The organism is Streptomyces aureus (assembly GCF_000725495.1).
Classification (GTDB): Bacteria; Actinomycetota; Actinomycetes; order Streptomycetales; family Streptomycetaceae; genus Streptomyces; species Streptomyces aureus_B.
In genome coordinates, this window is sequence record NZ_JNZD01000012.1 from 38,694 (window position 1) to 51,308 (window position 12,615).

Consider the following 12,615-nt stretch of genomic DNA (forward strand, 5'->3'; position numbering starts at 1 on the left):
CCGCCGACGGCGGCGCGCGGACGGCGGCGGCCACGGCCCCGGTGTCCAGGGGCGCCGTCGAGGAGGAGGGGGAACGCGTGCGGGCGCTGCCCGTCGGCGACCGGGCGCTGCTGGTGGAGGTCTCCTCCGGAGAGGCCGCGCAGGCCCTGCACGCCGAGCTGGTACGACGCCGGGCGGCGGGGTCGCTGACCGTGGGGGAGATCGTCCCGGCGGCCCGTACGGTGCTCCTGGACGGTCTGGAGGACCCGGCCCGGCTCGCGGAGGCGCTGCCCGGCTGGGAGATCCCCCCGCTGGACGCGCGCGCTGACGTCACCGTCGAGATCCCGGTGCGGTACGACGGTCCCGATCTGGCGGACGTGGCCGCGCTCTGGGGGGTGGCGGTGCGCGAGGTGCCCGAGATCCACGCGGCGGCCGAGTTCCGGGTCGCCTTCTGTGGGTTCGCGCCCGGCTTCGGCTATCTCACGGGACTGCCCCCGCGGTACGGCGTACCGCGCAGGGCGACCCCGAGGACGGCCGTGCCCGCGGGCTCCGTGGCGCTCGCGGGCCCGTACACCGGTGTGTACCCGCGCAGTTCGCCGGGCGGCTGGCAGCTCATCGGCACGACGGAGGCGGTGCTGTGGGACCACGCGCGCGTGCCGGCGGCTCTGCTGGCCCCGGGCGCGCGGGTGCGCTTCGTACCGGAGGGACGTTCATGAGCGACCGGGCCCTCGCGGTGGTACGGGCCGGGGCCCTGACCACCGTCCAGGACCGGGGACGGCCGGGACACGCGCACCTCGGCGTCCCGCGCTCCGGGGCGCTCGACGCGCCCGCGGCGGCGCTGGCCAACCGGCTCGTCGGCAACCCCGCCGGGGCCGCCGTGCTGGAGACGACACTCGACGGCTGTGCCCTGCGCCCCCGTTCGGTGGTCGTGGCGGCGGTGACGGGAGCACCCTGTCCGGTACGGGTGGACGGCCGTCCGGTCGCCTGGGGGGCTCCGGTCCGGGTGCCCGCCGGGGCTCTCCTGGACGTCGGTTCCGCGCGCGCGGGGCTGCGGAGCTACCTGGCCGTGTCCGGCGGTGTGGCGGTCGAGCCGGTGCTCGGCAGCCGGTCCACGGACCTGCTCTCCGGGCTCGGACCCCCTCCCCTGACCGACGGCACGATCCTTCCCCTGGGAGATCCCGGCACCCTCCACGCGCGCGTGGACGTCGCCGCGCACCGCGCCCCGCCCGCCGAACTGGTGCTGCGCGTGGTTCTCGGACCGCGGGACGGCTGGTTCACGGGGGCCGCCCTGCGGACGTTCACGACGCGCGCCTACCGGGTCGCGTCGGCGAGCAACCGCATCGGACTGCGCACGGAAGGGCCCTCGCTGGAGAGGGCCGTCTCCGGCGAACTCCCCAGCGAGGGCCTGGTGCTGGGGGCCGTGCAGGTGCCGCCCGACGGCCGTCCCGTCGTCTTCCTCGCCGACCATCCGACCACCGGGGGCTATCCGGTGATCGCGGTCGTCCGCCCCGCCGACCTCGCGGCGGCCGCCCAGGCGGTCCCGGGAACCCCGGTGCGTTTCCTGGCCGTACGCCGCCGCTGAGGCCGCCGTGGGATCCGGCGCCGAGGCCGCCGTGGCCGCCGCGGGACCCACCCGTCAGGCCACGTCGGGCCGTTCCGTCACGGAGAGGGCCGCCAGGGCGGAGGCGACGGCGTGCGAGGCGCTCAGATCGAGGCGGGCGCTGGTGCCCCGGGCCCGGTGGCGCACCTCGGAGGCGGCGAGGGTGAGCAGCTGGGGCAGCAGGTCCGTGCAGCGCCTGGCGACCCAGCCCGTCCCGGCCGTGGCCAGCCACAGCAGGCTCGCGGAGCGGGTCGGCGCGGGGAACTCGGCCTCGGCGGAGGGAGCGGATCCGTCGGCGACGCCTTTCTCCGCGAGCAAAGTGTGGAAGCGCACGGCCAGTTGACGGTGCCCCAGCTCCCCGGGGTGCAGCCGGTCGGCGCTCCACACGGCCCGGTCCTCGAGCCAGTCCTCCTCGGCCGCGTGCAGATGTGTCGCCCCGTGCCGCTCGGAGAGGGCGTGCACGACGGCGTTGACCGCCTGCTGACGACGGGCCAGCGGGCGGGCCAGGGCTCCCGGCAGCCCGAGCATCGAGCCGGGGTCCGGGAGGCAGGCCGTCAGCACGACCGCCTTCCGCGCGCGGAAGGCCGCGTACACCGTGTCGAGCCGTTCGGCCACCGCGTGGATGTCGAAGGTGTACCGCAGGGTGTCGTTGACTCCGATCACGACGGAGACGATGTCGGGGTCCAGGGCCAGCGCGGCCGGGGTCTGGCGTTCGAGGACGTCCCGCGTCTGCGCCCCGCTGACCGCGAGGTTGGTGAAGTCCACGGGCGTGTCCGCCGGGACGAGACCCGGGGCGAGGAGCTCGGCCCAGCCCCGCCACCGGTCCCCGACGGGGTCGCCCACGCCCTCGGTGAGGGAGTCCCCGAGGGCGACGAACCGAACCGGTCTCATGCCACGCCCTCCTGGAGCCGCGGCCGGGGCACGGCCACCGCGTCGTGCGCGGCGAGGAATCCGGTCACGGCGGCGTCCCAGCCGAAGCACTCGGCACGCGCGCGTGCGGCCTGACGGCGTTCGTCCTCGGCGCGGCCGAGCAGCAGCCGCACCGCGTCCGCGAAGGAGTCCCCGCTGTCGGCCGCGGTGGCCCCGGCGGAGCCCACGATCTCCGGCAGCGCGGAGAGCGCGCTGGCGACGACCGGGGTGCCGCAGGCCATCGCCTCCAGGGCGGCGAGCCCGAAGGTCTCCGCGGGCCCGGGTGCCAGGCAGACGTCCGCCGAGGCCTGGAGCGAGCCGAGCAGGCCGCGGTCGGCGACGTGCCCGAGGAAGGTGACGGGCAGCCTCCGCTCCCGGGCCCGCTGCTCCAGCCGGGCCCTGAGCGGGCCGTCCCCGGCGACGACGAGCACGGCCCGCTCCCCGCGCCGCAGCAGCGCCTCCAGGGCGTCGAGCGCCGTTCCCGGGCGCTTCTCGACCGACAGGCGGGAGCACAGGACGAGCAGGACCTGGTCGGCGCGCGCGTGACGGGCGCGCAGCGCCGGGTCGTACAGGGAGGGGTGCCGGTCCACGAGATCGACGCCCAGGGGGGCGCGTACGACGTTGCGGGCGCCGATGCGGACGAACTCGCGCTCGGCGAACTCCGTCGTGCACACCACGCGCGCGTAGGAGTGCGCGGTACGGACGTTGAGGGCGTCGGCGGTCCGGCGGGCCATGGCCTCGGACAGTCCCCAGGTGCGCAGGACGCCGTCGGCGGTCTCGTGGGAGACCATCACCGCCGGCACCCGGGCCCGTCGCGCCCAGACCCCGGTCCAGCGCAGGGTGGTGCGGTCGGAGACCTCCAGGCGATCGGGGGCGAGCGACTCCAGGAGCCGGGCGACCCTGCGGCGGTCGGTCAGGACGCGGTAGCCGCCGGTGCCGGGCAGCAGCGGGCCGGGCAGCGTGATGACCCGTCCCTGCGGGGTGTCGCGGTCGCTCGGGCGCTCGCCGGGTATGACGAGGACCGGTTCGTGGCCGGCCGCCAGATAACCGGTGCCCAGTTCCCGCAGGGCGGTGCGCAGGCCCCCCGAGGACGGGGCGACGAAGTTGGCGAGCCGTACGATGCGCAGGCTCATGCCGCCACCAGCTTCCGGGCGGACAGCACGTCCTCGTAGTGCCCGATGAGCTGGTCGCCCACGGCGGCCCAGGTGCGGCCCTCGACCGTGGCGTGACCGGCGGCGCCGTAGGCCGCCCGCAGCGCGGGGTCGGCGGCCAGGGTGCGCACGGCGTCGCGCAGGGCGTCGGCGTCGTCCGGCGGGACCAGCAGGCCGGTGCGCCCGTGGTCGACCAGGTCGAGCGGGCCGCCGGCGGCGGGAGCGATCACGGGCACTCCGCTGGCCATGGCCTCCTGCACGGTCTGGCAGAAGGTCTCGAAGGGGCCCGTGTGCGCGAAGAGGTCCAGCGAGGCGAAGATCCGGGCGAGGTCGTGGCCGGTGCGCCGGCCGAGGAAGACCGCGCCGGGGAGCGCGCCGCGCAGGGCCGTCTCGCTGGGTCCGTCCCCGACGACGACCACGCGGACGCCGTCGAGTCCGCAGACCCCGGAGAGCAGTTCGACGTGCTTCTCGGGGGCGAGCCGGCCGACGTAGCCGACGATCAGCTCGCCGTTCGGCGCCAGTTCACGGCGCAGCGCCTCGTCACGGTGGGCGGGGCGGAAGCGGGCCGTGTCGACTCCGCGGGCCCACAGCCGCACCCGGGGCACTCCGTGCGCCTCCAGGTCGCCGAGGGCGGCGCTGGAGGGAGCGAGCGTCCGGTCGGCGGCGGCGTGCACCGAGCGGATGCGCCGCCACGCGGTGGCCTCACCCGCGCTGATGTAGGTGCGGGCGTAGCCGGCGAGGTCGGTCTGGTAGACGGCGACGGCGGGGATGCCGAGCCGGGAGGCGGCCGCCATGCCGCGGACGCCGAGGATGAAGGGGCTGGCCAGGTGGACGATGTCGGCGCGGTGCTCGGTGATCGCCGCGGCGACGCGGCGGCTGGGGAGGGCGACGCGGACCTGGGGGTAGCCCGGGAGCGGGATCGAGGGGACACGGACGACCGGGCACGGCGCGAGGGCGTCGGGCCCGTTCCCGGCGGGGGTGCCTCCCTGGTCGGGGGAGGCCGAGAACCTGGGAGAGGTGGCGGGGGCGACGACGAGGGGAGCGTGACCGCGATCGACGAGGTGCCGGGCGGTCTGGAGCGCGCAGTGGGCCACGCCGTTCACATCGGGGGGAAAGGATTCGGTCACGATGACGACACGCATACGGGTGTTCTCGCCCCGTTGGACGTGGCCGCGTCAACGTGGATCTATGCGAACGATGAACGTCCCGTGAGCGTTGCGATCCGCCCCCGAGCAGGTCAGCCCCCGTCCACGCGCTCCTGACTCCCGGGTCACCGAACGTTCATACGGCCGGCATGTCGGGCCCGATCCTGCTCCGCACCGCCGTCTGCACCTCGGCCTCCTCGGCCGGATCCGATGCCAGCCTTCGCAGCTGGTCAACCACGCGCGCGTCACCGGTCTCGGCGTGCCGGGCTGCGGTCTCCCGGGTGGTCTCCTCGCAGTCCCAGAGGCATTCGACGGCGAAGCCCGCGGGGAAGGAGGGATCGGTGCCGGCCAGGGCGCGGGCGGCGCGCTGGCGCAGGTGGGACGACGCGGTCTCCCGGTAGATGTGCCGCAGCACGGGGGCGGCGCAGGCGATCCCGAGCCGTCCGGTGCCGTCGACGAGGGTCCACAGGGTCGGCGCGTCGGGGCCCTCGCCCCGTACGGCCTCGCGGAGTGCCGCGAGGACCAGATCGCGGTCCTGGGCCCCGCCCCGGCAGGCGAGCACGCGGCCGGCGGCCGCGCCGAGCGCGTCGGGCCGGTGGACCCAGCCGCGTGCGCGGTCGACCGCGGCGACGCTCTGCATCCGTTCGAAGGCGTCGACGGCGGCCTCGACGACGGCCGCCGAGCCGTCCGCGACGGCCGATTCGACGAGGTCGAGGGCGTCCGGATCGTTGCCGTCGGCGAGATAGCGCAGGGCCGTGCAGCGCGCGCCGTCCGAGCCGTGGCGGGCGGCCTCGACGATCTCGGGGCGGTCCTCCGGTCCGGCGACGGCGGTCAGGCAGCGGGCGGCGGGGACGTGCAGCGCGGCTCCGCGCTCGACGCCCTGCTGGGCCCATTCGAAGACGGCACCCACGCTCCACCCGGGACGGGGTCCCGAGGGTCGCATCTGGCGCTGCCAGCGGTCGAAGGACCCGGCCTCCTGAGCGGCCCGCACGCGGGTGGCGACGGACGTACGGGAGTCCTCGGCCCACAGCCGCCAGGGCCGTGGCTCGAAGGCGTCGCGCACGGCGGCGGCCAGGGCGGCCTCGCCCTCGGGGTCGGCCGGGAAGCGGGCCAGCACGGGGGCGGCGAGGGCGCGCAGGCCCGCGTCGTCGTCGCGCAGCGCCAGCTCGTCCAGGGCCCAGGCCCAGTTGGAGCCGACCGCGGCGTACCTGCGCAGCAGGGCGAGCGCGTCGCGCCTGCCGTACGAGGCGAGGTGGCCGAGGACGGCGAGGGCGAGGCCCGTGCGTGACTCGCAGTCGTCGAGGAAGTCCTCGGCGTCGAAGAGGTGCCGCTCGATCTCGTCGAGCTCGCCGTTCAGGTCGAGGTACAGACGGGCGTAGTACAGGGAGCGGTTCTCCACCTGCCAGTCGTGGCGGGGATCCCTGAGGACACAGTGGTTCAGTGCCGCGAGCGCTTCGGCCCGCGGGGCGGTGAGCGCGTGCAGCGTGCCGTCGCCGCGACCCCTCTGGAGGAGGCCGAGCAGCGTACCGCTGGGCGCTATGACCGGATCGAACATGGGAAACAGCCTCACATCAAGCGTCGACGCAACCGGGATCCTGCATTACCTGGCCGCGTGACAACACGTCGGGGCGCCCGCCGTCTCTTGCTTGCTGTAGACCATCTTCCTCTGCCTCTCGTCGGTGGCCCATGCGGGCCGAGTCACGGCCCGCGCGGTGCGGCAACTCCTGCCCAGCCATCGCGTCCGTGAATCACGTCGTCATGATGACCCGGCCGTTCTTCCTGCCGCGACCGTATTTCCGGCGGCCCCGTTCCGCCTCCCTTTTTTCCCGCGTATCGCCTGGTCAGAGCGTTCGATTCATGACGTGCCGAACAATTCGAGCAGGTCCGTCTTGGCGAACATGCGGGCGGTGTCGACGGCCGAGGGAGTGCCCGCGGCCGGATCGGCGCCGGCGGTCAGGAGGACGCGGATGACGGCCTCCTCCCCCTTGAAGACGGCCCCGGCGAGCGGGGTCTGGCCGCGGTCGTTCACCCGGTCGGCCTCGGCGCCGCGCTCCAGGAGGGCGCGCACCGCCTCGGCGTGGCCGTGATAGGCCGCGAGCATCACGAGCGAGTCGCCGCGGTCGTTGGTGAGGTCGGCCGGAACACCCGCGTCGACATAGGCGACGAGCGTCTCCGTCTCGCCGCGTCGCGCCAGATCGAAGATCTTGGTCGCGAGCTCCACGACCTCGGGGTCGGGGGCTTCGCTCATCTGCCGGACCGCCTCTCACTGCAACCGTTCGGGTGAATCGACAGGGTACTGGCTCCGGCGGCACATGACAGGCATCCCCGGCGGCAAAGATCACAAAGTGCGCATCGGGCGCAACGGAGCAGCTCAGGCGGCGCAAGACGACTCAACCCCAGGAGTGAAATCGGCCGGTTTTCACTCAGTTGCACCTTTTATCGTATGGATACATGCTGTGATCCTGGAACAACTCATGGTGACCGTCCCCACGAACCAGGAGAGCTCAAATGATTCTGTCCATGTCAGGCGTCGTCCTTCTCGGCATCATCGTCTTCCTCTTCTTCAAGAAGGACGGGCTGAAGGCGTCGCACGCCCTGGTGGCCGCGCTCTTCGGCTTCTACCTCGCGAGCACGGCCATCGCGCCGAGCATCAAGGCCGGCGGGGAGAGCCTGGCGGGCCTCCTCGGCGGGATCAAGTTCTGACGCAGTCCCCCACCCCGGTACGCACCTCCAGGAGACAGCAGTGGCACGGCGCCCTCTCCCCCGCATCCTCAGCAACGGCACCGCACACATCGCCAAGAGCCGGGAGCTGGCCCGGACGGCAGCCGACAGCGCCACCGACGTCCTCCATCCACTGATCACGGTCACCCGTGGACTGCGCCGGCTGGCAGCCGCCGGTCGGCGCAAGTGGGCCGCCACTCCCAAGGACCGGCGCGGACCGCTGCTGTTCCTGGTGGCCTCGGTCGTCCTGATCGTGGCCCTGGTGCCGTACGGACCGCTGCTCGCCGTCATCAGCCTGATGGCGGCGGCGGCCTGGACCGGTCGCGAGCGCACCCCACCGCCCGCGACCGGCCCGGACGAGGCGCAGACCACAAGACTCCAGTCCCTGTACGAGGCGCTCGTCCCGTACTTCTCGGCGGCCGACGACCCCGCCCCCCTGTACGCCCACGGCGGCGACTGGGAGAAGGTCTTCGCCTCGTACGAGTTCGACGACGACGGACGGATCTCCCGTCTGCTCGTCCACTACCCGGCGTACTTCACCGACGGCGAGGCCGACTCCCGCGCGCGCATCGAGCAGCTGCTGCACGCCAAGTCGGGCCGCGGCCGCGAGTACCACTTCGAGTGGGACGAGGAGGGCAACGAACTCACCGTCACCGTCCTGCCGCCCCTGCCGACCGACATCGCCGCCCAGCGCTTCGTGACCGCGCCCGGCGAGACGGTCCTCGGATTCACCGATCCGGCCGACGTCCCACGCACGCTCCCGCTCACCCACGGCGAGGAGCGGCGCGACGTCCCGCCGGTCGTCTGGCGCACGGGCGCCCGCTCCACCGAGCCGCACCTGCTGATCACGGGCGACCCGGGCACCGGCACGACCACGCTGCTGCGCTCCATCGCCCTGCAGTCCCTCCAGTACGGCGATGTCGTCGTCGTGGACGGCGGGGGCACCGGCGAGTACGCGTGCCTGACCGGGCGGGAGGGCGTCCTCGCGGTCGAGTGCTCGACCGGCGGGGCGCTCGCCAGTCTGGAGTGGGCGGCGCACGAGACCGAGCGGCGGCTCATCGCCGCGAACCGCGCCCAGCAGGCGGGACACCCCGCCCCCGACGACATCAGGAACCCGCTCTGGATCCTGCTGGACCGGCCCGGCGCGCTCGGCCATCTGGCCGCCGCCGACGGGCGCACGGACCCCCAGTCGCTCCTCCAGATCCCGCTGCGGCACGGCCGCGCGGCGGGCGTCACCGTCGTGATCGCCGAGCACCTGGAGAACCTCGACTTCCTCAGCGACGCGGTGCGGCAGCACACCCGCGCGCGCGTGGTGCTCGGCACCGCCTCGGCCGCCCAGCTCGAAACGGTGCTCGGCGCGCCCCCGCACACCACCCCGACCCGGGACGTGCCGCCCGGCCGCGGCTACGCCCGTCTGGGCACCGGGCCCGTGCTGCGCCTCCAGGTCCCGGCGACGCCCGACCCGTTCGACAGCGCCACCAGCGAGGCCGAGCGCCGGGCGGTGCTCGACCTGCTCCCGGAGCGGACGGCCCCGGCCGAGACGCCCCAGCAGGCCTCCCCCGAGGTCGCGGGGATCGCCGGGGTCGCGGTGGCGGAGGGCTGACCGACCGAAGCCGGGGCACGCCCCGAACAGCGCACGGACACGACCGGGCCGGAACCGACACGGTTCCGGCCCGTCCGACGTTCGGAGGAGGTCCGGCCCGTCCGGGGTTCGGAAGAGGTCCGGCCCGTCCGAGGTTCGGACGGTCACGCGTCCGGCATCACGCGTCGGGCATCGGGCATCGGGCATCGGGCATCGGGCATCCGGACGATCGGCGTGCGGCGTGCGGCGTGCGGCGTGCGGCGTGCGGCGTCCAGACCGTCGCCCGTCCGGCATCCCGCGTCAGGCATCACGCATCACGCGTCGGGCATCCGGCATGCGGCATGCGGCATGCGGCATCCAGAAGGTCGCCGGGCGGCGTCCGGGCCGTCGCCCGGCCGCCGCCCCGGTGACGGACGGGCGCCGCTCCCCCGCTGCTCCGGGGCTCTGCGCGGCTAGGCCACGAACGTCCTGGGCCCCTCGTCCCCTCCGGTCGCGCCCCTCTCCACCAGGCGGGCCGCCGCGGCCAGGCGGGTCGCCGCCTCTTCCGCGACCGCGCCGCCCACGGTGAACGGCAGCCGGACGTACCCCTCGAAGGCGCCGTCCACCCCGAAGCGGGGTCCCGACGGCACCCGTACGCCCACGCGCTCGCCGACCTCGGCCAGCCGCGAACCGGACAGGCCGCCGGTGCGCACCCACAGGGTGAGACCCCCGCGCGGCACCGAGAACTCCCACCGGGGCAGCTCCCTGCGGACGGCCGCGACGAGCGCGTCGCGGTTCTCCCGGGCCTGGGCGCGCCGGATGCCGACGGCCTCCTCCCAGCCCCCCGTGCTCAGCAACCAGTTCACGGCGAGCTGCTCCAGCACGGGCGTGCCCAGGTCGGCGTAGGCGCGCGCGGCGACGAGGCTGCGGATGACGTCGGGCGCGGCCCGCACCCAGCCGATCCGCATGCCCGCCCAGAAGGCCTTGCTCGCCGAGCCCACGGTGATCACGGTCGAGCCTGCCGGGTCGAAGCCGCACACCGGGCGCGGCATCTCCAGCCCCTCGTCCAGATGCAGCTCGCTCATCGTCTCGTCGACGACGAGGACCGTGCCGGCCGAGCGTGCCGCGTCCACGAGACCGCGCCGCTGGTCCTCGCCCGCGAGCGCCCCGGTGGGGTTGTGGAAGTCGGCGACGACGTACGCGAGCCGGGGCGCCGCGTCCCGCAGCACCTGGCGCCAGCGGTCCATGTCCCAGCCCGCCAGCCCTTCGGCCATCGCGACGGGCACCAGCCGGGCACCGGCCTCCCGCATCAGCTGGAGGATGTTGGCGTAGGAGGGGGACTCGACGGCGATGCGCTCGCCGCGGCCCGCGAAGAGATGGCAGATGGCGTCGATCGCGCCCATCGCCCCGGTGGTGACCATGATCTGCTCGGGCATCGTCGGGATGCCCCGTGCCGTGTACCGCTCGGCGAGCATGGCGCGCAGCGCGGGCAGTCCGGCCGGGTAGTCGCCGTGCGTGTGGGCGTACGGCGGCAGTTCCTCCAGGGCGCCCTGGACGGCGCGGGTCAGCCAGGGCTCCGGCGCCGGGAGCGCCGCGCAGCCGAGGTCGATCATCGAGCCGAGGGCCTCGGGCGGCAGCGGCTCCAGACCGCGCGCCGGCAGCGGATTGCCCGCGGGGACCGCGGTCCAGCTGCCGGCCCCGCGGCGCGACTCCAGGAAGCCCTCCGCGCGCAGCGCCTCGTAGGCCGCGGCGACGGTCGTCCGGCTCACGGACAGGGCGAGGGCCAGTTCACGCTCCGCGGGCAGCCGCGCGGCGACCGGAACCCGTCCTTCGAGCACGAGCAGCCGCACGCCGTCGGCGAGGGCCCGGTACGCGGGCGGACGCCTGGTCCCGGGGCCGGCGGGCCGCTCCTGCTGGGAGTTGAGGAGCCGGGCCAGCTGTGCGGCCCCCACCGCCGAAGTCCACTGCGCCATGATTCCAGTCCACCTTCCCCGAATTGGCCATGGTTGAAGCCACTTCTCCCGCCACAGAGTGTCATGCGCCAGGCCACTACCACCACTGGGGGCATCCCGTGTCCACACACTCCGCATCAGCGCCGACCGGGCCGTCGGGCCCCGGGCGGCTCCCCCGCCGCCTCGTGCAGCTCTACGCCGGCCTGGCGCTGTACGGCGCGAGCTCGGCCCTCCTCGTGGAGGCGGGCCTCGGTCTCGAGCCGTGGAACGTGCTGCACCAGGGCCTCGCCGAGCTGACCGGTCTGACGATCGGGGTGGTGTCGATCGTCGTGGGGGCCGCGGTGCTGCTCCTGTGGATCCCGCTGCGCCAGCGGCCGGGCCTCGGCACCGTCTCGAACGTCTTCGTGGTCGGCATCGCCATGGACGGCACGCTCGCCCTCGTCCCGGACGTCCACTCCCTCACCCTGCGGATCCCCCTGCTGCTGGCCGGCGTCCTCCTGAACGGGGTGGCCACGGGCCTGTACATCTGCGCCCGCTTCGGCCCCGGCCCCCGCGACGGGCTGATGACGGGACTGCACCGGCGCACGGGCCGCTCGGTGCGGCTGGTGCGTACGGTCCTCGAGGTGGCCGTCGTCGCCACCGGCTTCGCGCTCGGCGGCACGGTCGGGGTGGGCACGGTGCTCTACGCGGTGGCCATCGGCCCCCTGGCCCAGCTCTTCCTGCGGGTGTTCGCCGTCCGTCCGGCACCGGTAGTCAGCGCCGTTGTCGCCCCTGGTCAACCCGAGCGCGCCATACTGCCCGGGTGAGCACCCGCACTCTGCACCCCTACCTCGACCACCCCGGCCCGATCCCCTTCGCGCACCGCGGCGGGTCTGCGGACGGCCTGGAGAACACGCTGACGCAGTTCCGGCGGGCGGTGGACGCCGGATACCGCTACATCGAGACCGACGTGCACGCCACGGCGGACGGCAGGCTGGTCGCCTTCCACGACACGACCCTCGACCGGGTGACCGACGGCGCGGGCAGGATCGCGGACCTCCCCTGGGACGACGTGCGCCAGGCCCGCGTGGCCGGCAAGGAGCCGGTCCCGCTCTTCGAGGAGTTGCTCGAGGAGTTCCCCGAGGTCCGGTGGAACATCGACGTCAAGGCGGAACCCGCCCTCATGCCGCTGCTCGACCTGATCGGCCGCACGGACGCCTGGGACCGGATCTGCCTCGGTTCGTTCTCCGAGGCCCGGGTGACCCGGGCCCAGCATCACGCCGGGCCGCGCCTCGCGACCTCGTTCGGCACCCGGGGCGTGCTCAACCTCAGGCTGCGCTCCTGGGGCGTGCCCGCCGCGGTGCGCCGCTCCGCGGTCGCGGCCCAGGTTCCCGAGACCCAGTCGGGGGTGCCGGTGGTCGACCGCCGCTTCGTGCGGGCCGCCCACGCGCGCGGGCTCCAGGTGCACGTGTGGACCGTAAACGAATCGGAACGCATGCACCGGCTCCTGGACCTGGGGGTCGATGGCATCATGACCGATCACATCGACACACTGCGCAAGGTCCTGGAAGACCGGGGCACCTGGTTCTGAGCCTCCTCGCGCGGTCCGTCCACGGGG

General features: G+C 74.6%; 12 protein-coding genes. 6 read left to right on the plus strand and 6 right to left on the minus strand.

Annotation, left to right across the window (positions count from 1 at the left end; genetic code table 11):
* The first annotated feature begins 77 nt into the window (after positions 1–77).
* Both IO36_RS17835 and IO36_RS17840 read left to right on the plus strand, forming a co-directional pair.
* Entirely contained in the window at positions 78–695 is a 618-nt protein-coding gene (locus IO36_RS17835; protein WP_037621219.1) for a 5-oxoprolinase subunit B family protein, read from the plus strand.
* Positions 692–1,561 (plus strand): 5-oxoprolinase subunit C family protein, encoded by an 870-nt coding sequence (locus IO36_RS17840; RefSeq protein WP_037621046.1) that lies wholly within the window; start codon positions 692–694, stop codon positions 1,559–1,561. Before IO36_RS17835 ends, IO36_RS17840 begins: the two co-directional genes overlap by 4 nt.
* Positions 1,562–1,615: 54 nt before the next feature.
* On the opposite strand, the gene IO36_RS17845 is transcribed toward IO36_RS17840, so the two are convergent.
* The 5 genes from IO36_RS17845 to IO36_RS17865 form a co-directional block, all read right to left on the minus strand.
* Positions 1,616–2,470: an SGNH/GDSL hydrolase family protein gene (locus IO36_RS17845; RefSeq protein ID WP_037621047.1), complete on the minus strand. Its 855-nt coding sequence runs from the start codon at positions 2,468–2,470 to the stop codon at positions 1,616–1,618.
* Positions 2,467–3,621, minus strand: coding sequence for a glycosyltransferase (locus tag IO36_RS17850; protein ID WP_037621048.1), 1,155 nt, complete (start codon positions 3,619–3,621; stop codon positions 2,467–2,469). Before IO36_RS17850 ends, IO36_RS17845 begins: the two co-directional genes overlap by 4 nt.
* Positions 3,618–4,781 carry a glycosyltransferase family 4 protein gene (locus IO36_RS17855; protein WP_037621049.1) on the minus strand — a complete coding sequence of 388 codons (1,164 nt, stop codon included), beginning with the start codon at positions 4,779–4,781 and terminating at the stop codon, positions 3,618–3,620. The genes IO36_RS17850 and IO36_RS17855 overlap by 4 nt, the downstream gene beginning before the upstream one ends.
* Positions 4,782–4,920: 139 nt before the next feature.
* Positions 4,921–6,339 carry a hypothetical protein gene (locus IO36_RS17860; RefSeq protein WP_037621050.1) on the minus strand — a complete coding sequence of 473 codons (1,419 nt, stop codon included), beginning with the start codon at positions 6,337–6,339 and terminating at the stop codon, positions 4,921–4,923.
* Positions 6,340–6,639: 300 nt separating this feature from the next.
* Positions 6,640–7,032 carry an ankyrin repeat domain-containing protein gene (locus IO36_RS17865; RefSeq protein ID WP_037621051.1) on the minus strand — a complete coding sequence of 131 codons (393 nt, stop codon included), beginning with the start codon at positions 7,030–7,032 and terminating at the stop codon, positions 6,640–6,642.
* Positions 7,033–7,292: 260 nt separating this feature from the next.
* On the opposite strand from IO36_RS17865, the gene IO36_RS17870 reads away from it, so the two are divergent.
* Positions 7,293–7,487, plus strand: a complete 195-nt coding sequence (locus IO36_RS17870) for a hypothetical protein (RefSeq protein ID WP_037621052.1) — start codon at positions 7,293–7,295, stop codon at positions 7,485–7,487.
* Between the two features lie 40 nt (positions 7,488–7,527).
* A complete protein-coding gene (locus tag IO36_RS17875) occupies positions 7,528–9,108 on the plus strand; it encodes a membrane protein (RefSeq protein WP_037621053.1) in 1,581 nt (526 codons plus the stop codon).
* 431 nt (positions 9,109–9,539) lie between these two features.
* Here IO36_RS17875 and IO36_RS17880 read toward each other — a convergent pair whose 3' ends face one another.
* Positions 9,540–11,039 carry an SCO1417 family PLP biosynthesis transcription factor gene (locus tag IO36_RS17880; protein WP_037621054.1) on the minus strand — a complete coding sequence of 500 codons (1,500 nt, stop codon included), beginning with the start codon at positions 11,037–11,039 and terminating at the stop codon, positions 9,540–9,542.
* 29 nt (positions 11,040–11,068) lie between these two features.
* Here IO36_RS17880 and IO36_RS17885 point away from each other — a divergent pair, with 29 nt between their 5' ends.
* On the plus strand, positions 11,069–11,824 hold the full coding sequence (locus IO36_RS17885; RefSeq protein WP_245173336.1) for a membrane protein YczE: 756 nt from the start codon (positions 11,069–11,071) through the stop codon (positions 11,822–11,824).
* On the plus strand, positions 11,821–12,588 hold the full coding sequence (locus IO36_RS17890) for a glycerophosphodiester phosphodiesterase family protein (RefSeq protein WP_037621056.1): 768 nt from the start codon (positions 11,821–11,823) through the stop codon (positions 12,586–12,588). The genes IO36_RS17885 and IO36_RS17890 overlap by 4 nt, the downstream gene beginning before the upstream one ends.
* The last annotated feature ends 27 nt before the right edge of the window (positions 12,589–12,615 follow it).